Raw genomic sequence first — 20,990 nt, forward strand, 5'->3', positions numbered from 1 at the left:
GCCGGCGGCGGGGTGAACGCGCGACCGTGTGCGGCCATGCGCGACTGGCCCTACAATCGCCGGACGTCATAAGCAAATTACCCGGTGCGATAACGGCCGGGCATTGCCGGCGATGCCCGCCGGCCTTTTCCCAGACCACATCATGTTCACGAGACTGCGCGAAGACGTTGCCACGATTCGCGAGCGGGATCCCGCCGCTCGCAGTGCATGGGAAGTGCTGACCTGTTACCCGGGGCTGCATGCGCTCGTGCTGCATCGTTTCGCGCACGCCTGCTGGCGCGCGAAGCGCTACTGGCTCGCGCGTTTCGCGTCGCAGGCCGGGCGGTTCCTGACGGGGATCGAGATCCACCCCGGCGCGACGATCGGCCGGCGGGTGTTCATCGACCACGGCATGGGTGTCGTGATCGGTGAAACGGCGATCATCGGCGACGACTGCACGATCTATCAGGGCGTGACGCTGGGCGGCACGTCGCTCACGCGCGGCGCGAAGCGCCACCCCACACTCGAAGCCGGCGTGATCGTCGGCGCGGGCGCGAAGGTGCTCGGCGGTTTCACGGTCGGGGCGGGGGCGAAGATCGGCTCGAACGCGGTCGTCGTGAAGCCGGTGCCGGCAGGCGGCACGGCGGTCGGCAATCCGGCGCGCATCGTGATGCCGGCGCAGCCGAAGCCGCAGCCCGAGCGTGCGGCATTCTGCGCCTACGGGATCACGCCGAACGCCGACGATCCGATGTCGCTCGCGATCCACGGCCTGATCGATCACGCGGCGAAGGAAAGCCGTCGTGTCGACGAGATCGTCGCGGCGCTCGAGCAACTCGGCACGCATCTGGAAACGCTGCAGGGCGCCGATGCGGCGCGCCTCGATCTGCGCCGGCTGTCGGCGGTGCTGGAAGGCAAGACGGTCGAGCGCCAGATGTAATCCACGCGGCGGGCGCCGACGGCGGCCGGTCAATGCAACGGCAGCGGCGGCGTCACTCGAGCGGCATGGCGTGGATGCCTTCCGCATCGACGCGCAGGTAGCCGCCACGCGGCGTGCCGTGATCGAGATCCCAGTCGGGCAGCACCCAGCGGATGCCGCCGGGTTCCAGATGGCGCGCGGGGCGGTGCGTGTGGCCGTGAATGATCACGCTCGCGCGGCTCTTGCGGAACAGGGCGGCCACGCCTTCGCGCGTGACGTCGTAGATGGCCGAGGCAGGGCGCATCCGGCCCGCTTCGCTGTTCGAGCGCATGCGTTGCGCGAGCGCGCGGCGCCAGCGGAACGGCCACGCGAGAAACAGCCATTGCGCGACGCGGTTGCGCGCGAAGCGGCGGAACACCTGGTAGCCGCGGTCGGCCGTGCATTGCGCGTCGCCGTGCGCGAGCACGATACGCTGGCCGAACGCCATGATCAGCGACGGGTCGGGCAGCAGCATCGCGCCGGCTGCCTTCATGAAGCGCCGGCCGAGCAGGAAATCGCGATTGCCGTGCATCACGTAGAGCGCGATCCCGCGCTCGGAGAACGTGTGCATCAGCGCGGCCATGCGGGCCGCGAACGGATCGTCGTCGAGGAGGTCGTCGCCGATCCAGTATTCGAATAGATCGCCGAGGATGAACACCGAGTCGGCGCTGTCGGCGGTGTACTTCACGAAATGCTCGAACGCGGCGACCGTCTTCGGAATCGCTTCGCTCAGATGCAGATCGGACAGAAACAGGAACGGGCGTGCGGCTTGCGCGTACTGGCGTTCGCCAGGCACGCCCGCGGAGACGCTTCGCGGCGGACTCTCCTGCAACATCGAAGTGTCTCCGTAACCGTGCGTCAGACCACGACGGCCTTTTCGATCACGACGTCGTCGGTCGGCACGTCCTGGTGGAAACCAGCGTTGCCCGTCTTGACGCCCTTGATCTTGTCGACCACGTCCTGGCCTTCGACGACCTTGCCGAACACCGCGTAGCCCCAGCCTTGCGGCGTCGGCGACGAGTGGTTCAGGAAGTCGTTGTCGTTCACGTTGATGAAGAACTGGGCGGTCGCCGAGTGCGGATCGTTCGTGCGCGCCATCGCGACCGTGTAGTTGTCGTTCTTCAGGCCGTTGTTCGCCTCGTTGTCGATCGGCGCGTCGGTCGGCTTCTGCTTCAGGCCCGGCTCGAAGCCGCCGCCCTGGATCATGAAGCCGTTGATCACGCGATGGAACACGGTGCCGTCGTAGTGACCCTTCTTCACGTAGTTCAGGAAGTTCTCGACCGTCTTCGGTGCCTTCGCGGCGTCGAGTTCGAGCTTGATCACGCCGTGGTTTGTATGCAGTTCAACCATGATGAATTCCTTCGGTGAGGCGGTTTAAATGGCACGCGGCCGGTCGTGCGACGCGGCCGCGTGAGTCGCCGGACGTGCCGGCAGGTTCTTACTTCGAGACGATGCTGGCCGATTCGATCACGACCGGTTGCGCCGGCACGTCCTGCATCGGGCCGCGCGAGGTCGTCGCCACGCCTTCGATCTTCTTCACGACGTCGAGACCCGACACGACCTTGCCGAACACCGCGTAGCCGTTGCCGTCCGGGTTCGGGTAGTCGAGGCCGCTGTTGTCGACCGTGTTGATGAAGAACTGCGCGGTGGCCGAATTCGGATCGCTCGTGCGGGCCATCGCGATCGTGCCCGTCAGGTTCTTCAGACCATTGCGGCTCTCCAGCGGGATCGGCGCGCGGGTCGGCTTCTCCTCGAAGTTGGTCTTGTAGCCGCCGCCCTGGATCATGAAGCCCTTGATCACGCGATGGAAGATCGTGCCGTTGTACTGGCCGGCCTTCACGTAATCGAGGAAGTTGGCGACCGACTTCGGCGCCTTCTCCGGGTAGAGCTCGACACGGATGTCGCCCTGCGAGGTCTTCAGCTGCACGACGGGGTGCGCGGTGGCCGATTGCGCGAACGCGGGTGCGGTCGCGAGAAGGGCGGCGCCGCCAAGCGCCAGCAACAGACGTTTCATTGCGATCCTCAGGTTGGGAGGGGAAAGAAGGCCGCGCCGCTTATTGCGACGGCGCGACGTACGGCGCCGCCAGCGCGCCCGACGGACCGTTGAACTGGAACGTCGGCGACATCGGCAGCGTGGTGGTGCTCACGTTCGCGGCGGCGCGGTCGGTGTAGTCGCGCGTGGCCGGCGTCACCGCGCGCGCATTCGGCGCGGCTTTCGGCGGCGACACGATCTTCTGGAGATCGGCGAGGCGTTGCGCGGTCGCGCCGCTCGTGCGGCCGAGCGACTGCGCGCGCTTGTACGACTCGGCCGCGAGGCGCAGGTAGAGATCGCCGAGGTTCTCGTATGCGAGCGAATAGCTCGGGTTCGATTGCGTCGCGGTGACGAGCGCGGTGCGCGCTTCGTCGTAGCGGCCATGCTTCGCGTAAAGCGCCGCGAGATTGTTGTACGGCTCGGGCAGTTCCGGGTACGCCTGCGTGATCGCGACGAACTGCTGGATCGCGTCGTCGTCGCGGTTCAGGCGGGCCAGCACGGTGCCGCGCTTGAACTGCGCCTGAACGTCGTGCGGGTTCGACGCGATGCGCGCGTCGAGTTGCGCGAGCGCCTGCTTCCACTGCTTGCCGGCGATGGACGAGTCGATTTCGGGGGTGCCGTCGGCGACGGCCGGGGCTTTCTGCGCATGCGCCGCGGGGGCCGCGAAAAGCGTCAGCACGACGCCCATGACGGTGGTCGCAACGAGGGTCGCAGCGCTCGGCGCGCGGCCGCGATGAGGTTTCATAGGCGTAAATCGGAATGTTATACTCCGAGCCATTCTAACAAAACGTCTGCGCGTTCCGGCGAGCCGCAGACAGTCTTTCTTAGCCTCTCGTGGCCGTCACCGCTGTGCTTGCAGCCTGACCGCCCCATGTGATACGAGGACGCTCGGCCCGGTGCCGCAGCAGATGGTCCGTCCGTGTCGCATGCTGGGCGAGCTTCGCCAGGGCGGTTTCCTTCGGCTCACGGTTCATCTCTATGGAATCACTGCGCATCTACAACACGCTCGCGCGTGACAAGCAAGTCTTCGTGCCGCGCCAGTCCGGCGAAGTGCGGATGTACGTATGCGGGATCACCGTCTACGACTATTGTCACGTGGGCCACGCGCGCATGCTGGTCGTGTTCGACCTCGTCCAGCGCTGGCTGCGTGCGATCGGCTATCGGGTCACGTACGTGCGCAACATCACCGACATCGAGGACAAGATCATCCGCCGCGCGGTCGAGAACGGCGAGACGATCAAGTCGCTGACCGACCGGTTCATCAACGCGATGCACGAGGACGAAGCCGCGCTCGGTATCCAGCGGCCCGACCTCGAGCCGCGCGCGACGCAGTTCATCCCGCAGATGCTCGGCATGATCGAGACGCTCGAGGCGAACGGCTACGCGTACCAGGCGACCGACGGCGACGTCAATTACTCGGTGCGCAAGTTCGCGAACTACGGGAAGCTGTCGGGCAAGTCGCTCGACGACCTTCGCGCGGGCGAGCGCGTCGCGGCGAACGACGCGAAGCAGGATCCGCTCGACTTCGTGCTGTGGAAACGCGCGAAGGAGGACGAGCCGGAAGGCGCGTCGTGGGCGTCGAAGTACGGGATGGGCCGCCCGGGCTGGCACATCGAGTGCTCGGCGATGGGCTGCTCGCTGCTCGGCAATCACTTCGACATCCACGGCGGCGGGCAGGATCTGCAATTCCCGCACCACGAGAACGAGATCGCGCAGAGTGAAGGCGCGACCGGCGAGACGTTCGTCAACTACTGGATGCACAACGGCTTCGTGCAGGTCGACAACGAGAAGATGTCGAAATCGCTCGGCAACTTCTTCACGATCCGCGAGGTGCTCGAGCGCTACGACGCGGAAGTCATGCGCTTCTTCATCGTGCGCACGCACTACCGGTCGCCGCTCAACTACAGCGACGTGCATCTCGACGACGCGCGCGCATCGCTCACGCGCCTGTATACGGCGTTGAAGGACGTCGAGGCCGACACGCTCGCGCTCGACTGGAACGAGCCGCATGCGCAGCGTTTCGCGGCCGCGATGAACGACGACTTCAACACGCCGGTCGCGGTGGCGACACTGTTCGAGCTCGCCGGCGAAGTGAATCGCACGCGCGACGCGTCGCTCGCGCGGCAGCTGAAACAGCTGGCGGGCCTGCTCGGCCTGCTGGGCCGCGAACCGCGCGCATTCCTGCAGCAGGCGTCCGGCGCCGCGCAGGCGGGCGCGCTCGCAGCCGACGAGATCGAAGCGAAGATCGCCGCGCGTGTCGCGGCGAAGCAAGCGAAGGACTATGCCGAAGCGGACCGGATCCGGGCGCAGCTGCTCGAAGCCGGGATCGCACTTGAAGACAAACCGGGCGGATCGACCGAATGGCGTCGCGTATGAGCGCGGCGCGTTCCACTGACCGATCCGTCAGGTAGGAGGCAAGATGGCAACGGCTAGAAAAGCGCCGGTCAGGCGCGCGACCGCGGTCGCCGCACGTCCGGCAGCCAGGCGCGTGCCGGCGGCGAAGGCGGACGCGACGCGCGCCGTGCCGAACGGTGCGCTGAACGGTCACGCGCAGCCGGCGGCTGCGCAGCCGGCCGCCGACGCGGCCCGCAAGACGCGTGCGCCCGAAGCGGGCGGCGAGGAGGTCGTCGTGCGTCCTGCCTACTGGGACAAGGCGTGCGCCGATCTCGTCAAGCGCGACCGCATCCTGAAGAAACTGATTCCGAAGTTCGGTCCCGCGCATCTCGTGAAGCGCGGCGACCCGTTCGTCACGCTCGCACGCTCGGTCGTCGGTCAGCAGATTTCGGTGCCGTCCGCGCAGTCGCTGTGGGCGCGCATCGAGGACGCGTGTCCGAAGCTCGCGCCGCAGCCGGTGATACGGCTCGGTGCGGACAAGCTGATCGCATGCGGGCTGTCGAAACGCAAGACGGAATACATCCTGGATCTGGCGCAGCATTTCGTCTCGGGGGCGCTGCACGTCGACAAATGGACGTCGATGGACGACGAGGACGTGATCGCGGAACTCACGCAGATCCGCGGTATCAGCCGCTGGACGGCCGAGATGTTCCTGATCTTCAACCTGTCGCGGCCGGACGTGCTGCCGCTCGACGACCCGGGCCTGATCCGCGCGATCAGCGTCAATTACTTCAGCGGGGAACCCGTCACACGCAGCGAGGCGCGTGAAGTCGCCGCCAACTGGGAGCCGTGGCGCACCGTCGCGACCTGGTACATGTGGCGCAGCCTCGATGCGCCCGACGCCGACGCCTGAGCGTCGACTATCGGGTTTTGAATGTCAATAGTTGAGAGCCGGTTTTGAGCGTCGCCCGCGCGGGTAGAATACGCGCTGCCGCAAGACCCAAGGATTCGAACACATGAAGACCACGTTTCTGGATTTCGAACAGCCGATCGCCGAACTCGAGGCCAAGATCGAAGAGCTGCGATTCGTGCAGGACGACTCGGCTGTCGATATTTCGGAAGAAATCGAGCGGCTGTCGAAGAAAAGCCAGCAACTGACGAAAGACCTCTACGCGAACCTGTCGCCGTGGCAGGTGTCGCAGATCGCGCGGCATCCGCAGCGTCCGTACACGCTCGATTACGTTGCGGAACTGTTTACCGATTTTCACGAGCTGCATGGCGACCGCGCATTCGCGGACGACCTGTCGATCGTCGGCGGTCTCGCGCGCTTCGGCGGTCATCCGTGCATGGTGATCGGTCACCAGAAAGGCCGCGACACGAAGGAGCGCGCCGCGCGCAATTTCGGGATGCCGCGTCCGGAAGGCTATCGCAAGGCCGAACGCCTGATGCGTCTCGCCGAGAAGTTCGGGCTGCCGATCTTCACGTTCGTCGACACGCCGGGCGCGTACCCGGGCATCGGCGCGGAAGAGCGTGGCCAGTCGGAGGCGATCGGTCGCAACCTGTACGTGATGGCCGAGCTGAAGACGCCGATCATCACCACCGTGATCGGCGAGGGCGGTTCGGGCGGCGCGCTCGCGATCGCCGTGGCCGATACCGTGATGATGCTGCAGTTCTCGACCTATTCGGTGATCTCGCCGGAAGGTTGCGCGTCGATCCTGTGGAAGAGCGCCGCGAAGGCGCCGGAAGCCGCGGAAGCGCTGGGCCTGACCGCGCACCGCCTGAAGGCGCTCGGCCTGATCGACAAGATCATCAACGAGCCGCTCGGCGGCGCGCATCGCGACCCGAAGGGCATGGCCGCACTGCTGCGCCGCGCGCTCGCCGATTCGCTGCGCCAGTTCCAGGGCATGAGCATCGATGCGCTGCGCGAGCGCCGTTTCGAGCGCCTGATGGCCTACGGCAAGTTCAAGGAAACCACGCCGGGCGCATGACCGGCTGCGTATTCGATTCGCGCGCCGCTGCGCGCGCGTTCCTCTCGTGATCCCACCGACCGAATTCTCCGCCGACCGCGCCGTCCTCGACGCGGTTGGCGTTGCGCTTTCCGGCATGCCGGCCGATGCGCGCATCGCGATCGCCTTCAGCGGCGGCCTCGACTCGACGGTGCTGCTCGATGCGGCCGTGCGCGTCGCGGGCGCGTCGCGTTGCGTCGCGCTGCATGTGCATCACGGCCTGAGCGCGAACGCCGATGCATGGGTTGCACATGCCGAAGCGGAAGCCGCGCGGCTCGGCGTCGCGTTCGAATCGATGCGCGTCGACGTGCCGCGCGACAGCGGCCTCGGTATCGAGGCCACGGCACGCGAGCGTCGTTACGCGGCGCTCGACGCGATGTGCGAGCGCCATGGCGCGGCCACGCTGTGGCTCGCGCAACATGCGGACGATCAGGCGGAGACCGTGCTGCTGCAGCTGTTGCGCGGCGCGGGCATCGCCGGGCTCGCCGCGATGGCGCCGCGCTATCGCCCCGACGGCGTGAGCGTCGAACGGGTGCGCCCGTTGCTGCGATTGTTGCGCGCGCAACTTGAGCGCTACGCGGAGCAGCATGCGCTCGCATGGATCGACGACGAATCGAACGGCGACACGCGTTATGCGCGCAATGCGCTGCGCATCGACGTGCTGCCGGCGCTGGCCGTGCATTTCCCGGGTTTTCGCGATGCGCTCGGCCGCGCGGCGCAGCATGCGGCCGCCGCGCAGAAGCTGCTCGACGATCTGGCCGAACTGGATTTCGCCGCCGTTGCGCGCGACGACGGGCATGCGCTGTCGCGCGACGCGCTGGTCGCGTTCGACGACACGCGCGGCGCGAACCTGCTGCGCTTCTGGATGCGCCGGCTCGGCTTGCCGGGCGCGTCGGCCGCGCGGCTCGCCAACATGATGCGGCAGCTGCGCGCCGCGCATGACGCGCACGCGCTGCGTGTCGATCACGCAGGGCAGTGCCTGCGGCTCTATCGCGATACCGTTTACTGGGAAGCGGGCGACAGCAGCGAACCGGCCGATGACGGCACGGGCACGCCGCACCCGGAAGCAGCGCTCGCGTGGGATGGGCAGGAGGTCTGGCACGTGCCGGGCTGGCGCGGCACGTTCGTGTTCGCGCCGGCCGACGCGGCGAGCGCCGGCGCGGTGCCGGAGGCGCTGCTGCGCGGCGCCAGGCTCACGGTACGCGCCCGCGCGGGCGGCGAGCGGATGCGCATGTCGCCGGGCGGCCCGGGCCGCACGCTGAAGAACCTGTTCCAGGAGCGCGGCGTGCCGGCCTGGCAGCGCGACGTGCCGCTTCTGTTCGCGGGCGACCGGCTGCTCTACGTGCCGCGGCTTGGCCTCGATCGCGATATCGGCCTGTCCGGGAGCGAGGCGGCCGGCAACGGCGACTGGCGTCGGATCGAATGGCGCCCCGACCTGCTGATCGCGTAGTGGTCGGCACACGTCCGGCGGCGCGATGGCGCGCCCATTTTCACCATTTGGTAAACAGCGCCTGAACGGCTCCCAGCACGGCGGGCGGCTTGTCAAGCGGGCTTCTATCGGGTACGCTCGGTCGTTTGCTCGGCTCGATTTTTGAGCGTTTTGTGCAGGTTTTCCGCGTGACGTACCCGGTTTGCGCGGCCTGATCGGCCTTCCGGGCAAAATCCGTCACGCTTGCGTGTTGCGTCCCAGCCGTCCCCCTTGTCGTCCGTCCACAGCCACAAGCCGCGTGACCGAACGGCTACGCGGCCTGCCCAGCGCGCCCGTGCGGTTTCTCCTCCAGTTCAGAACGACAATGGCACTCATCGTACACAAATACGGCGGCACTTCGATGGGCTCGGTCGAGCGCATCAAGAACGTCGCGAAACGCGTCGCAAAATGGCATCAGGCCGGGCACCAGATGGTGGTCGTGCCTTCGGCGATGTCCGGCGAAACCAACCGTCTGCTCGGTCTTGCGAAAGAGATTTCGAGCCAGCCGAGCCCGCGTGAGCTCGACATGATCGCGTCGACCGGCGAGCAGGTCAGCGTCGGCCTGCTGTCGATCGCGCTGCAGGAAATCGGCGTCGAGGCCGTGAGCTACGCCGGCTGGCAAGTACCGATCAAGACCGACAGCGCGTTCACGAAAGCGCGCATCCACTCGATCGACGACGAGCGCGTGAAGGCCGATCTGAACGCCGGCAAGGTCGTGATCATCACGGGCTTCCAGGGCGTCGATCCGGACGGCCACATCACGACGCTGGGCCGGGGCGGCTCCGATACGTCGGCGGTGGCGGTCGCGGCCGCGCTGGATGCCGAAGAGTGCCTGATCTACACGGACGTCGACGGCGTCTACACGACCGACCCGCGCGTCGTCGAAGAGGCGCGCCGCCTCGATCGCGTGACGTTCGAAGAGATGCTGGAAATGGCCAGCCTCGGCTCGAAGGTCCTGCAGATCCGCTCGGTCGAATTCGCCGGCAAATACCAGGTGAAGACGCGTGTGCTGTCGAGCCTGACCGATCCGCTGATTGCGCTCGACGAAGAAATGCGCTCGGGCACCCTGATTACTTTTGAAGAAGACGAGACCATGGAAAAGGCAGTCATTTCCGGCATCGCGTTCCAGCGCGACGAAGCACGCATTGCTGTGATGGGCGTGCCCGACAAGCCGGGCATCGCATATCAGATCCTCGGCCCGGTCGCCGACGCGAACGTCGACGTCGACATGATCATCCAGAACCAGAGCGTCGAAGGCAAAACCGACTTCACGTTCACGGTCGGCCGCGGCGACTACCAGAAGGCGATGGACATCCTCACCAACCAGGTGCAGGGCCATGTCAGCGCCGAGCGCGTGCAGGGCGACCCGAAGGTGTCGAAGGTGTCGGTCGTCGGCGTCGGCATGCGTTCGCACGTGGGCGTCGCGAGCAAGATGTTCCGCACGCTGTCGGAAGAGGGCATCAACATCCAGATGATCTCGACGTCCGAAATCAAGATTTCGGTGCTGATCGACGAGAAATACATGGAGCTGGCCGTCCGCGCACTGCACAAGGCATTCGAACTCGACCAGGCGTCGTGAATTTTTCGTGATGCATTGAAGAAAATGCATCACCGAAATTGACGCACGGTTCGAAACCCTATAATATCTCGTTCTCGTCGCACTGCCTCCCTGGTGCGAGCGAAAGTTTGGGAGACGTGGCCGAGAGGTCGAAGGCACTCCCCTGCTAAGGGAGCATCTGGGCCAAAACCTGGATCGAGGGTTCGAATCCCTCCGTCTCCGCCAAAAGCGGTGACAAAGCCCCGCAAGTTCTCGGACTTGCGGGGCTTTTTCTTTTTCCGGCCCGTCGTGCCGTGTCGCGCGCGACAGGTCCGATGCTGCCGGATCGCGTCCTCACGCGAACCTCGTCGCGGCCCCTCGGGCAATGAATGCTCGACTTGAGCCCCTGTCATGCGCAACATACGCGTATCGACCGGCGCAATTCAAGGTGATGCTCGTGGCAAGCCCGCATGCAGTTCTGACGTTCCGCTCTCATCGGCCTGTCGACGGACTCGTCGACAATCACGCGCGTTACGCGCAGTTGCACGGCTACCGGCATGCGATCGTCGACGGCACGCACGTGTACGGCGAGCGCCAGCAGATCCTGCACAAGTACCACGCGCTCATCGCGCAGCTCGTCGCGATGGAGCCGGGCGCGTTGCTGCTCGTGCTCGATCCGTTCTCCGTCGTGTTCGATCCGCACGCGCTGCCGGACGTCGCGCACGGTTACGACGCAATCGTCACCACCCAGACGTCGAAGTCGCCGCTGCCTGCCGCGAGCGGCATGATTTTCCGCAACGTGCCCGGCGTGCGGGAGCGATTGCGCGAGCTCGCGCTCGAACTGGGCAAGTGGGCGATGCGCCTTCCGGAACGGCGTCACGCGTGCGAGGCGACGCTGCTCGCGGAGCACTTTGCGCCACTGCCGTTCGATGTACCGCTCGCGAACGGGCATTTCGCGTCGGTGCAGACGGTCTGGAGCGAGGGCATCGCGATCGATTCGATCGCCGGCGCTCGGCCGCTGGTCGCGCACCACGCGCCCGAGTGGCAGGACGTGGACGGTGGCTGGGCGCCGGCGGCCGACTACGACTTTCGCTACGTGGTCGCGCTCGTCGACGATGCCGAGCGGTACCAGCGCGGCGATTCCCCGCGCGCGCTGGACGACTGGCGCGCCGCGCAGCAGCGAACGCGCGAAGCGGAGCGGCACGTGAATCCGCACGCGCGTATTGCGTTCGTGAGCCTGCATACGCCGCATATCGCGGGCTATGGCGATCTGCACGAGGAAAACTTCGTCCGCTACTGCACGCGGCACGGTTATGCGTACCACACGTATCGCGAGGCGCCCGCGTTTCTGCCGGGCGGCATCGATGCGAACTGGGCGAAGCTGCATCTGATTCGCGAACATCTGCCGCACCACGAATTCGTGTTCTGGGTCGATGCGGACATCCTGGCAATCGACCAGAGTCGGTCCATCGACGGCGTGATCGAGGGCCGCGACTTCCTGATCGGTACCGATCACACGGCCTGGGCGATCAATTCATGCATGATCGGCGTGCGCAACGTGGCGCCGATGCGCGCACTCGTCGAGCGCATCTGCGCGCGCATCGAGCGCTTCGACGATCGGTCGTCGGTCTACGCGAGCGGCGGCGACCAGCAGGCGATCTATGTGGAACTGCTGGAGTCCGGCATGATCGATGCGCGTCATATCGTCGACGCGACGACGCTTGCGGCGTCGCCGGTCTACGCGACGCGCGACAGCCGCTTCGTTCATTTCCCCGCGCAACACGACCACTATCGAGCGGTGACGATGCGCGTGTGGGACCGGCAAAGCCATCGGCGCTGACGGCCCGGAGCATGAAGCATGCGCGGGCTGCCGTGACGGTGGGCGGGCAGGGTGGCCATTCGCTCGGCCGATAGAAATACAAATGTAAGTATCGATGTAAGAAAAAGAGGTGCGCCCGACCATCGTCCTGCCCGGCCTCGATAATTCCATTCCGGCCCCACGAAATGAACCGCCGGTGCCAAAAATGCGGCATTGCGTCGTTTTTCATGATGAGCCCCGGCGCGTAATACAAAAAATTACTCAATAAAATCAGCGTCATGTGTCGACGTGGAAAATTGAGGTTCTGCTGCGCTGCAGAAAATAATCAATCGCCTTATGCTCGTTAACCCGATCGCGTTTGAGCGGCATCAAGTTTTTCCGTGATGCCGCTTTACATTTTGCCAACGCTGGCGATTCACGAAATCTACCTGTCGATTTGATTTCGTACCTTTCGTCTCGCCTGTCCCCGATACAGTGCGCGACCTCCTCAAGGCTTTGTTGACATGCATGATTTCCCCTTCCTGAGCCTGGCCATCTGGGCTCCGATCCTGTTAGGCGCGTGCCTGCTGCGCGTCGGTTCCGACCATCACCCGCGCCGGACGCGGCTGATCGCGCTCGCGGGCGCGATCGTGGGGCTGGCGGCCGTCGTCCCGCTGGTTGCCGGCTTCGACGCACATTCGGCGGCGATGCAGTTTGTCGAAAGCCGCGACTGGCTGGCGGCGTTCAATTCCGGATGGCGTGTCGGCATCGACGGCGCGTCGCTGTGGCTCGTCGTGCTGACCGCCTTCACGACGCTCGTGGTGGTGATCGCGTCGTGGGAGTCGGTCACGGTGCGCGTCGCGCAGTACTACGCGTCGTTCCTGATCCTGTCGGGGCTGATGGTCGGCGTGTTCGTCGCGCAGGACGGGCTGCTGTTCTTCATCTTCTTCGAGGCGACGCTGATCCCGCTGTACCTGCTGATCGGCACGTGGGGGCGCGAGCGCCGCGTCTATGCGGCCGTGAAGTTCTTCTTCATCTCGTTCGCCGGCTCGCTGCTGCTGTTGATGGCGATGCTGTACCTGTATGCGCAGTCGCATACGTTCGACATGGCCGCGTGGCGCACGCTGCAACTCGGCTTCGCGCCGCAGTTGCTGGTGTTCCTCGGCTTCTTCGCGGCGTTCGCGGTGAAGGTGCCGATGTGGCCGGTCCATACGTGGCTGAGCGACGTCTATACCGACGGCCCGACCGGTGCCGCGCTGATGCTCGCGATGCTCAAGCTCGGCGGCTACGGGTTCCTGCGCTTCGCGCTGCCGGTCACGCCCGATGCGAGCCACTTCTTCGCACCGGCCGTGATCGCGCTGTCGCTGTTCGCGATCGTCTATGCGAGCCTGATCGCGCTCGCGCAGACCGATCTCGGCAAGCTGCTCGCGTATTCGACCGTTGCACACATGGGCATCGTCACGCTCGGGCTGTTCCTGTTCAACCGGATCGGCGTCGAAGGCGCGATCGTGCAGCTCGTGTCGTACGGCTTCGTCGCCGGCGCGATGCTGCTGTGCGTGAACGTGCTCGTCGATCGCACGAAGCAGCGCGAGATCGCCGCGTACGGCGGCGTGGCGGGCGTGATGCCGCGTTTCGCGACCTTCACGCTGCTGTTCGCGATGGCCAACGTCGGCCTGCCGGGCACGTCGGGTTTCGTCGGCGAGTTCATGGTCATCATGGGGGCGATCCGCTTCAACTTCTGGATCGGCGCGATCGCGGCGCTCACGCTGATCCTCAGCGCGTCGTACACGCTGTGGATGCTCAAGCGCGTGGTGTTCGGCAAGGTCGCGAGCCAGCGGATCGCGAAGCTCGCCGACCTTAACCGTCGCGAGATCGTGATGTTCGCGTCGCTCGCGCTGATCGTGCTGGCGATCGGCATCGATCCGAAGCCGTTTACCGACGCGATCGATCCGACCGTCGGCAAGCTGATCCAGGAAGCGAGCCACTCGAAGGTGCCGGCAGGGGACGGCCCCGTGCCGGCGCTGCCGTCGTACATGGCGTCGACGCACGACTGAGCGCGGCGCGCGCGCCACGCAGGCCGCATCGCGTGGCGACGCGGTCGTTGCGCGCACATCGATCGAGGTCCGGCGCAGGGGCGCCGGGCCTGCTTCCGGCTGCGTGAAATTGCCCCGCGACAATGTGACTCACGGCAGATTTTGCAATGATGATTTGCCGCATCCACCGGTTTTTCATCACACCCGCGCGACGTATGATTCGGCCACTTTCGTGGATCGAATGCGCATCGGGCATACGCAAACGGATTCAATGACCCTCGGGCTGTGTGATGAAAAGAAAAGCTTCAAGAGGCTGGGCGGCGCTGATGTCGATCGGCGCGGCGTTGAGCCTGTCAGGCTGTAATTTAGACGTACTAAATCCGAAAGGTAGCGTGGGCGCCGCCGAAAAGGCGCTGATCGCGACGTCCACCTGGGCGATGCTGGTCGTCGTCGTGCCGGTGATCCTGCTCACGCTGTGGTTCGCGTGGCGTTATCGCGCATCGAACCGGAACGCGACCTATGCGCCGAACTGGTCGCATTCGACCGCGATCGAGGTCGTGATCTGGACGGTGCCGACGCTGATCATCCTGTTCCTTGGGGTGCTCACGTGGAAGACCACGCACGAGCTCGACCCGTACAAGCCGCTCGAGTCGTCGGTGAAGCCGATCGACGTCGAGGTCGTCGCGCTCGACTGGAAGTGGCTGTTCATCTATCCGGAGCTCGGCATCGCGTCGGTCAACCAGCTCGCGATTCCGGTGGGCACGCCGGTGAATTTCCGCATCACGTCGGATTCGGTGATGAACTCGTTCTTCATTCCGCAGCTCGGCGGCCAGGTCTATGCGATGGCCGGGATGCAGACGCGCCTGCACCTGATCGCCGACGAACCCGGCAACTACGCGGGCACGTCCGCCAACTTCAGCGGCCGCGGTTTCTCCGACATGAAGTTCCGCACGCTCGCGGAGCCGCGCGAACAGTTCGATGCCTGGGTGCAGAAGGTCAAGGCGTCGCCGGACCGGCTCGACGCGACCGTGTACGGCACCGTCGCGCAGCCGAGCGAGAAGGCGCCGGTGCGCTACTTCTCGTCGGTCGATCCGCGGCTCTTCCACAACATCATCGCGAAATACAACGATGGCCACGTCCTCGACCTGAAGGACGCCGCCTGCGGCACGAAGGGGTAACGCATGTTCGGCAAACTCACACTTTCGGCGATCCCGTTCGATCAGCCCATCATCATGGGGGCAGGCGCCTTCATGGGGCTGGTCGTGCTGGGCATTCTCGCCGCGCTGACGATCACCGGCCGGTGGAAATGGCTGTGGACGGAATGGCTGACCACGGTCGACCACAAGAGACTCGGCGTGATGTACATCATCGTCGCGCTGATCATGCTGCTGCGCGGCTTCGCCGACGCGATCATGATGCGCATGCAGCTCGCGCTCGCGTACAACGGGCCCGGCTACCTGCCGCCGCACCACTATGACCAGGTCTTCACGGCGCACGGCGTGATCATGATCTTCTTCATGGCGATGGTGTTCATGGTCGGCCTGATGAACCTGATCGTGCCGCTGCAGATCGGCGCGCGCGACGTCGCGTTCCCGTTCATCAACTCGCTCTCGTTCTGGATGACGGCCGTCAGCGCGATCCTGATCAACGTGTCGCTCGTGATCGGCGAATTCGCGCAGACGGGCTGGCTCGCGTACCCGCCGCTGTCGGAGCTGCAGTTCAGTCCGGGGGTAGGGGTCGACTACTACCTGTGGGCGCTGCAGATCTCGGGCGTCGGCACGCTGCTGACCGGCGTGAACTTCTTCGTGACGATCATCAAGATGCGCGCGCCCGGCATGACGCTGATGAAGATGCCGGTGTTCACGTGGACCGCGCTCTGCACGAACGTGCTGATCATGGCGTCGTTCCCGATCCTGACCGCGACGCTCGCGCTGCTCGGCCTCGACCGTTACCTCGGCATGCACTTCTTCACGAACGACGCCGGCGGCAACGCGATGCTGTACCTGAACCTGATCTGGGCGTGGGGCCATCCGGAGGTGTACATCCTGATCCTGCCGGCGTTCGGGATCTTCTCGGAAGTGATCGCGACGTTCGCGAAGAAGCCGCTGTTCGGCTACAAGACGATGGTGTACGCGACCTGCGCGATCATGGTGCTGTCGTTTCTCGTGTGGCTGCATCACTTCTTCACGATGGGCTCCGGGGCGAACGTGAACGCGTTCTTCGGGATCATGACGATGATCATCGCGATCCCGACCGGCGTGAAGGTGTTCAACTGGCTGTTCACGATGTATCGCGGCCGGATCGAATTCACGACGCCCGTGCTGTGGACGATCGGCTTCATGGTCACGTTCACGCTCGGCGGCATGACCGGCGTGATGATGGCGATTCCCGGCGCGGACTTCGTGCTGCACAACAGCCTGTTCCTGATTGCGCACTTTCACAACGTGATCATCGGCGGCGTGCTGTTCGGCTATCTCGCGGGCTTCAACTACTGGTTCCCGAAGGCGTTCGGCTTCAAGCTGAACGAGAAGCTCGGCAAGGCCGCGTTCTGGTTCTGGCAGATCGGCTTCTACGTCGCGTTCGTGCCGCTCTACGTGCTCGGCTTCATGGGCATGACGCGCCGCCTGAACCACTACGACAACCCGGCCTGGCATCCGTGGCTGCTGGTCGCCGCGTTCGGCGCCGTGCTGATCGCGATCGGCATCGCGTGCCAGCTGCTGCAACTGGTGGTCAGCATCCGCAATCGCCACCTGCCCGAGTACCGCGACACGACGGGCGATCCGTGGGGCGGCCGCACGCTGGAGTGGGCGACGTCGTCGCCGCCGGCCGACTACAACTTCGCGGTGATCCCGCAGGTGCGCACGCTCGACGCGTACGCGGACATGAAGGCGCGCGGCGAAGGGCGGCCGAACCCGGCGACGTTCCGCGACATCCACATGCCGTCGAATACCTGCGCGGGTCTCGTGATCGCGATCTTCAGCCTGGTGCTCGGCTTCGCGCTGGTGTGGCACATCTGGTGGATGGCGATCGGCGGACTCGTCGGGATCATCGCGACGCTCGTGATCTACAGCTCGCGCGATAACGACGGTTATTACATCCCCGCGTCGACGGTGCGGAAGATCGAGGACAAGCAGCCGACGACGCGCACGGCCGCGCGCGTCGACGACGTGGAACTGGAGGCCAACTGATGTTGCAGAAAACCTTGAGCGCAACCCTGCTCGAGCACGACGACCATCCGCCGTCGCATTCGGTGTTCGGTTTCTGGCTGTACCTGATGACCGACTGCGTGATCTTCGCGGCGCTGTTCGCGACGTTCGCGGTGCTGGGCCACCAGTACGCGGGCGGCCAGACCGCGAAGGAGCTGTTCGACATTCCGGGCGTCGCGGTGGAAACCGCCGCGCTGCTGCTGTCGAGCATCACGTACGGTTTCGCGATGCTCGCGGCGTACAAGCAGCGGCGCGGCGCGCTGCTCGCATGGCTCGCGGTGACGTTCGTGCTCGGCGCGGCGTTTCTCGCGATGGAACTGCGCGAGTTCTCGCACCTGATCGCGGAAGGCGCGGGCCCGCAGCGCAGCGCGTTCCTGTCGGCGTTCTTCACGCTGGTCGGCACGCACGGGCTGCATGTGACGGCCGGCCTGCTGTGGATGATCGTGCTCGCCGGGCAGATCGTGTTCCGCGGCGGCGACCTGACCGATCGCGACCTGCGGCGCCTCACGTGCCTGAGCCTGTTCTGGCACTTCCTCGACATCGTGTGGATCTGCGTGTTTTCCTTTGTCTATCTCGCGAGCGTGATCTAAATGGCCCATTCGCATTCGTCTCAACTCGAAGAAGGGCACGGCAGCGTCGGCGGCTACGTCGCCGGCTTCATCCTGTCGGTGCTGCTCACGGCCGCGTCGTTCGGCCTCGTGATGGGCGGCGTGCTGTCGCCGCATGCGTCGCTGATCGCGCTGGCCGTGCTCGCCTTCGTGCAGATCGTCGTGCACCTCGTGTACTTCCTGCACATGAACGGCTCGTCGGGCCAGCGCTGGAACGTGATGGCGTTCAGCTACACGGTGCTGACCGCGGCGATCCTGATCGTCGGCACGTTGTGGGTGATGCACAACGTCAGCATGAACATGATGTCGCGTTGATCGGCGTCGCGGCGCGGCGGTCGATATCCATGCGCGCTCATGACGAAAAGGCGGCACTCGCGTGCCGCCTTTTTCATTTCTCCCCCGGCCGCGTTGCGCCGGGCCGTGCGCGGTCAGTGCCGCACGCCGGCGTCGGCCGTCAGCGCATGGGTGCAGTCCGCGCGGTATTCGGCGGCGAGGCGCTGCTTCGCATCGTCGAGATCGTCGGGGTAGTAGGGGCTCGCGTGAGCCGGGTTGTAGCCGACCTGTTCGAGCTCGGTCAGTTCGCGCACGAGGTCCGCATGCGTGACGTCGTGGCCCGTGTGAACGAACGGGTACGCACGACATTCCTGCGGGGTGAGGCGGGGGCCCGCGAACGCGGCGGTGCTGGCGCATGCGAGCAGCATGCAGGCGACGGTGGTCGACAGTTTCATCCGGTGGCTCCTGGTTGCGCGGCTCGATGCCGCATGACGTCAGCGTAGGCGGCCCGCACGACGAGGCGGGCGACGCACGGATGAAACATGTTTCACGCGTGCTTGTCGCGGCGCGGGATGAAGCATTTTTCATGTAACGCCGGACGGCGAGCGCGTCGCCTACGATAGTCGCGGGCGCGTCGTGTGCGCCCGTCGCGACGTTCATTGAGAGGACAACCATGCGAGTACTGACGGTCGAGGACGATGCGGTGACCGCGAACGAGATCGTCGGCGAGCTGACCGCGCGCGGGTTCGAGGTCGACTGGGTCGACAACGGCCGCGAAGGGATGATGCGCGCGATGAGCGCATCGTACGACGCGATCACGCTCGACCGGATGCTGCCGGGCGCGGACGGCCTCGCGATCCTGACCGCGATGCGCACGGTCGGCATCGATACGCCGGTGCTGATGCTGAGTGCGCTCGGCGATGTCGACGAGCGCATCCGCGGGCTGCGCGCGGGCGGCGACGATTACCTGACGAAGCCGTTCGATTCCGGCGAGCTGAGCGCGCGCATCGAGGTGCTGCTGCGCCGCCGGCAGGCATCGGGCGTGCCGCAGCAGACGCTGCTGAAGGTCGGCGCACTCGAGCTCGACCTCATTTCGCGCTGCGCACGGCGCGGCGGCGACGAGATTCCGCTGCTGCCGACCGAATTTCGCGTGCTCGAGTTCATGATGCGCAACGCGGGCCAGACGATCACGCGCACGATGCTGTTCGAGACCGTGTGGGGTTATCACTTCGATCCCGGCACCAACCTGATCGACGTCCACATGGGCCGGCTGCGCAAGAAGATCGATCCGCCGGGCGCGGAACCGATGATCCAGACGGTGCGCGGCTCGGGCTACATGCTCGCGTGACGGAGGCGGCGATGGACACGGCTCGCGCGGCGAATTTCACGCGCCGCTGGCATACGACGACGTTTCGCTGGCTGTGCGCGTATGCGGCGATCTTCTCGGTGTCGCTGCTGCTGCTCGCGGGCGTCATCAACGCGGCGGCGACACACACGATGACGCACGACACCGACGAGGTGCTCGCGTGGCAGCTGATCTATTTCGATTCGATCCCCGATGCGGCGCTGCCGCTCGCGATCCACCGGCGGCTCGAGCACGAGCGCATGCATACGAGTTTCTACGGGCTGTTCGACGCGGCCGGGCATCGCGTGGCCGGCGACATCGCGACGCTGCCCGCGCTGCGCACGGATCGCGACGGCCGCACGCTGAACCGCACGCTCGCGCCGCTCGACGGCCAGCCCGCGCCGATCACGCGCGCGATGGCCGTGCGCCGCGACAACGGGATGACGCTGGTCGTCGCGCGCGACCTGTCGCATTTCATCCAGATTCGCGATGTCGCGATCCGCGGGCTCGTGATCGGCGGCGTGATGATCCTGATCGCGGGCATCGCGGGCGGCAGCATGCTCGGCATGCGGCAGATGCGCCGCGTTGCCGCGATCCGGCGCGTCACGCGGCAGATCGCCGAAGGCGATCTCGGCAAGCGGCTGCCGGTCGGCCGCTACGACGAACTCGACCTGCTCGCGCATCTCGTGAACCACATGCTCGACGAAGTCGAGCGGCTGATGGGCGAGGTGCGCCATACCTGCGACGGCATCGCGCACGACCTGCGCACGCCGCTCGCACGCGTGCATACGATGCTGGCGCGGCTGGCCGACCAGCCGTTCTGCGCGGACGATCCTGCGTCGGCGGCACTGCTGGCGTCCGCGCGCGACGAAACCGACCGGCTGCTCGAACGCTTTCGCGCGATGCTGCGCATCTCGGAGATCGGCACGCTGAGCCGGCGCGGCGGCTTTGCCGCGGTCGACGTCGCGGCGTTGCTGCGCGACGTGTGCGACCTCTACGAGCCGCTGGCCGAAGCCGTCGACGTGTCGTTCGAACTCGATGCCGCACGCGTCGACGGCATTCACGGCGACCGCGCATTGCTGTTCGAGGCGTTCAGCAATCTCGCGGACAATGCCATCAAGTTCACGCCGCCGGGCGGGCGCGTGCACGTCGTGCTCCACACGACGCCGAACGGCCCGCTCGTCCGGTTCGAGGACACCGGTCCGGGCATCCCGCCAGGCGAGCGCGACGCGGTGCTCGAACGCTTCTATCGCGGCGAGCGCACGCGCCACGTGAACGGGTCGGGGCTCGGCTTGAGCGTCGTGTCGGCCGTGATGCGCGTGCACGATTTCGCACTGCGGATCGGCGATGCGCAGCCGGCCGGCACGGCGATCACGGTCGAATGCTGGCCGCACTCGCTCGCGTGACGGCGCCGGG

Annotated in this window: 19 protein-coding genes and 1 tRNA gene; 15 read left to right on the forward strand and 5 right to left on the reverse strand. The window is 65.9% G+C overall.

The genetic code is table 11. From position 1 onward, the window contains the following. Positions 1 to 142: 142 nt before the first annotated feature. Positions 143 to 916, forward strand: a complete 774-nt coding sequence (cysE, locus tag G3N62_RS11720) for a serine O-acetyltransferase (RefSeq protein ID WP_034188906.1) — start codon at positions 143 to 145, stop codon at positions 914 to 916. 52 nt (positions 917 to 968) lie between these two features. On the opposite strand, the gene G3N62_RS11725 is transcribed toward cysE, so the two are convergent. The 4 genes from G3N62_RS11725 to G3N62_RS11740 form a co-directional block, all read right to left on the reverse strand. Beyond that, positions 969 to 1,769 (reverse strand): UDP-2,3-diacylglucosamine diphosphatase, encoded by an 801-nt coding sequence (locus G3N62_RS11725; RefSeq protein WP_034188905.1) that lies wholly within the window; start codon positions 1,767 to 1,769, stop codon positions 969 to 971. A 23-nt stretch (positions 1,770 to 1,792) separates the two neighbouring features. Further along, entirely contained in the window at positions 1,793 to 2,284 is a 492-nt protein-coding gene (locus G3N62_RS11730) for a peptidylprolyl isomerase (protein ID WP_006478428.1), read from the reverse strand. 88 nt (positions 2,285 to 2,372) lie between these two features. Next, positions 2,373 to 2,948, reverse strand: a complete 576-nt coding sequence (locus tag G3N62_RS11735) for a peptidylprolyl isomerase (RefSeq protein WP_034188904.1) — start codon at positions 2,946 to 2,948, stop codon at positions 2,373 to 2,375. Positions 2,949 to 2,988: 40 nt separating this feature from the next. Then, positions 2,989 to 3,711, reverse strand: a complete 723-nt coding sequence (locus G3N62_RS11740; protein WP_034188903.1) for a tetratricopeptide repeat protein — start codon at positions 3,709 to 3,711, stop codon at positions 2,989 to 2,991. A 233-nt stretch (positions 3,712 to 3,944) separates the two neighbouring features. Between G3N62_RS11740 and cysS the strand changes: the two genes are divergently transcribed. The 12 genes from cysS (at position 3,945) to cyoD (ending at position 18,271) form a co-directional block, all read left to right on the forward strand. Further along, positions 3,945 to 5,342 carry a cysteine--tRNA ligase gene (gene cysS, locus G3N62_RS11745; protein WP_034188902.1) on the forward strand — a complete coding sequence of 466 codons (1,398 nt, stop codon included), beginning with the start codon at positions 3,945 to 3,947 and terminating at the stop codon, positions 5,340 to 5,342. Between the two features lie 43 nt (positions 5,343 to 5,385). Then, positions 5,386 to 6,213, forward strand: a complete 828-nt coding sequence (locus tag G3N62_RS11750) for a DNA-3-methyladenine glycosylase (RefSeq protein WP_034188901.1) — start codon at positions 5,386 to 5,388, stop codon at positions 6,211 to 6,213. 103 nt (positions 6,214 to 6,316) lie between these two features. After that, on the forward strand, positions 6,317 to 7,288 hold the full coding sequence (locus G3N62_RS11755; RefSeq protein WP_006478433.1) for an acetyl-CoA carboxylase carboxyltransferase subunit alpha: 972 nt from the start codon (positions 6,317 to 6,319) through the stop codon (positions 7,286 to 7,288). 46 nt (positions 7,289 to 7,334) lie between these two features. Beyond that, complete coding sequence (tilS, locus tag G3N62_RS11760; RefSeq protein ID WP_124670788.1) at positions 7,335 to 8,756, forward strand: tRNA lysidine(34) synthetase TilS; 1,422 nt, start codon at positions 7,335 to 7,337, stop codon at positions 8,754 to 8,756. Between the two features lie 343 nt (positions 8,757 to 9,099). Next, complete coding sequence (locus G3N62_RS11765; RefSeq protein ID WP_034188899.1) at positions 9,100 to 10,353, forward strand: aspartate kinase; 1,254 nt, start codon at positions 9,100 to 9,102, stop codon at positions 10,351 to 10,353. 110 nt (positions 10,354 to 10,463) lie between these two features. Beyond that, positions 10,464 to 10,557: transfer RNA gene (locus G3N62_RS11770), tRNA-Ser, on the forward strand. Positions 10,558 to 10,762: 205 nt separating this feature from the next. Further along, positions 10,763 to 12,151 (forward strand): hypothetical protein, encoded by a 1,389-nt coding sequence (locus G3N62_RS11775; RefSeq protein ID WP_124670801.1) that lies wholly within the window; start codon positions 10,763 to 10,765, stop codon positions 12,149 to 12,151. A gap of 482 nt (positions 12,152 to 12,633) precedes the next feature. Beyond that, entirely contained in the window at positions 12,634 to 14,163 is a 1,530-nt protein-coding gene (locus tag G3N62_RS11780; RefSeq protein ID WP_034188897.1) for an NADH-quinone oxidoreductase subunit M, read from the forward strand. Positions 14,164 to 14,432: 269 nt separating this feature from the next. Then, on the forward strand, positions 14,433 to 15,320 hold the full coding sequence (gene cyoA, locus G3N62_RS11785) for a ubiquinol oxidase subunit II (protein ID WP_034188896.1): 888 nt from the start codon (positions 14,433 to 14,435) through the stop codon (positions 15,318 to 15,320). A gap of 3 nt (positions 15,321 to 15,323) precedes the next feature. Then, positions 15,324 to 17,330 (forward strand): cytochrome o ubiquinol oxidase subunit I, encoded by a 2,007-nt coding sequence (gene cyoB, locus G3N62_RS11790; protein WP_034188895.1) that lies wholly within the window; start codon positions 15,324 to 15,326, stop codon positions 17,328 to 17,330. Further along, on the forward strand, positions 17,330 to 17,938 hold the full coding sequence (gene cyoC / locus G3N62_RS11795; protein ID WP_034188894.1) for a cytochrome o ubiquinol oxidase subunit III: 609 nt from the start codon (positions 17,330 to 17,332) through the stop codon (positions 17,936 to 17,938). The genes cyoB and cyoC overlap by 1 nt, the downstream gene beginning before the upstream one ends. After that, a complete protein-coding gene (gene cyoD / locus G3N62_RS11800) occupies positions 17,939 to 18,271 on the forward strand; it encodes a cytochrome o ubiquinol oxidase subunit IV (protein WP_011352504.1) in 333 nt (110 codons plus the stop codon). It begins immediately after the preceding gene. Positions 18,272 to 18,384: 113 nt separating this feature from the next. Here the strand turns inward: cyoD and G3N62_RS11805 are convergent, their stop codons facing one another. Continuing rightward, positions 18,385 to 18,684 (reverse strand): DUF4148 domain-containing protein, encoded by a 300-nt coding sequence (locus G3N62_RS11805; RefSeq protein WP_034188893.1) that lies wholly within the window; start codon positions 18,682 to 18,684, stop codon positions 18,385 to 18,387. Between the two features lie 218 nt (positions 18,685 to 18,902). On the opposite strand from G3N62_RS11805, the gene G3N62_RS11810 reads away from it, so the two are divergent. Then, positions 18,903 to 19,577, forward strand: a complete 675-nt coding sequence (locus G3N62_RS11810) for a response regulator transcription factor (RefSeq protein ID WP_124670787.1) — start codon at positions 18,903 to 18,905, stop codon at positions 19,575 to 19,577. A gap of 11 nt (positions 19,578 to 19,588) precedes the next feature. Then, positions 19,589 to 20,980, forward strand: a complete 1,392-nt coding sequence (locus G3N62_RS11815; protein WP_206141238.1) for a HAMP domain-containing sensor histidine kinase — start codon at positions 19,589 to 19,591, stop codon at positions 20,978 to 20,980. Positions 20,981 to 20,990 lie beyond the last annotated feature (10 nt).

The sequence above is a fragment of the Burkholderia sp. Tr-20355 genome, from assembly GCF_017104685.1.
Lineage (GTDB): Bacteria > Pseudomonadota > Gammaproteobacteria > Burkholderiales > Burkholderiaceae > Burkholderia > Burkholderia seminalis.

What these genes read in the sequence shown, in the direction of transcription:
- G3N62_RS11775 (WP_124670801.1), top strand. Translation starts at nt 10,763, where the DNA reads ATGCTCGTGGCAAGCCCGCATGCAGTTCTGACGTTCCGCTCTCATCGG.
- cysE (WP_034188906.1), top strand. Translation starts at nt 143, where the DNA reads ATGTTCACGAGACTGCGCGAAGACGTTGCCACGATTCGCGAGCGGGAT.
- G3N62_RS11735 (WP_034188904.1), bottom strand. Translation starts at nt 2,948, where the DNA reads ATGAAACGTCTGTTGCTGGCGCTTGGCGGCGCCGCCCTTCTCGCGACC.
- G3N62_RS11780 (WP_034188897.1), top strand. Translation starts at nt 12,634, where the DNA reads ATGCATGATTTCCCCTTCCTGAGCCTGGCCATCTGGGCTCCGATCCTG.
- cysS (WP_034188902.1), top strand. Translation starts at nt 3,945, where the DNA reads ATGGAATCACTGCGCATCTACAACACGCTCGCGCGTGACAAGCAAGTC.
- G3N62_RS11740 (WP_034188903.1), bottom strand. Translation starts at nt 3,711, where the DNA reads ATGAAACCTCATCGCGGCCGCGCGCCGAGCGCTGCGACCCTCGTTGCG.
- G3N62_RS11765 (WP_034188899.1), top strand. Translation starts at nt 9,100, where the DNA reads ATGGCACTCATCGTACACAAATACGGCGGCACTTCGATGGGCTCGGTC.
- cyoD (WP_011352504.1), top strand. Translation starts at nt 17,939, where the DNA reads ATGGCCCATTCGCATTCGTCTCAACTCGAAGAAGGGCACGGCAGCGTC.
- G3N62_RS11750 (WP_034188901.1), top strand. Translation starts at nt 5,386, where the DNA reads ATGGCAACGGCTAGAAAAGCGCCGGTCAGGCGCGCGACCGCGGTCGCC.
- G3N62_RS11755 (WP_006478433.1), top strand. Translation starts at nt 6,317, where the DNA reads ATGAAGACCACGTTTCTGGATTTCGAACAGCCGATCGCCGAACTCGAG.
- G3N62_RS11730 (WP_006478428.1), bottom strand. Translation starts at nt 2,284, where the DNA reads ATGGTTGAACTGCATACAAACCACGGCGTGATCAAGCTCGAACTCGAC.
- cyoB (WP_034188895.1), top strand. Translation starts at nt 15,324, where the DNA reads ATGTTCGGCAAACTCACACTTTCGGCGATCCCGTTCGATCAGCCCATC.
- G3N62_RS11810 (WP_124670787.1), top strand. Translation starts at nt 18,903, where the DNA reads ATGCGAGTACTGACGGTCGAGGACGATGCGGTGACCGCGAACGAGATC.
- G3N62_RS11815 (WP_206141238.1), top strand. Translation starts at nt 19,589, where the DNA reads ATGGACACGGCTCGCGCGGCGAATTTCACGCGCCGCTGGCATACGACG.
- G3N62_RS11725 (WP_034188905.1), bottom strand. Translation starts at nt 1,769, where the DNA reads ATGTTGCAGGAGAGTCCGCCGCGAAGCGTCTCCGCGGGCGTGCCTGGC.
- G3N62_RS11805 (WP_034188893.1), bottom strand. Translation starts at nt 18,684, where the DNA reads ATGAAACTGTCGACCACCGTCGCCTGCATGCTGCTCGCATGCGCCAGC.
- cyoA (WP_034188896.1), top strand. Translation starts at nt 14,433, where the DNA reads ATGAAAAGAAAAGCTTCAAGAGGCTGGGCGGCGCTGATGTCGATCGGC.
- cyoC (WP_034188894.1), top strand. Translation starts at nt 17,330, where the DNA reads ATGTTGCAGAAAACCTTGAGCGCAACCCTGCTCGAGCACGACGACCAT.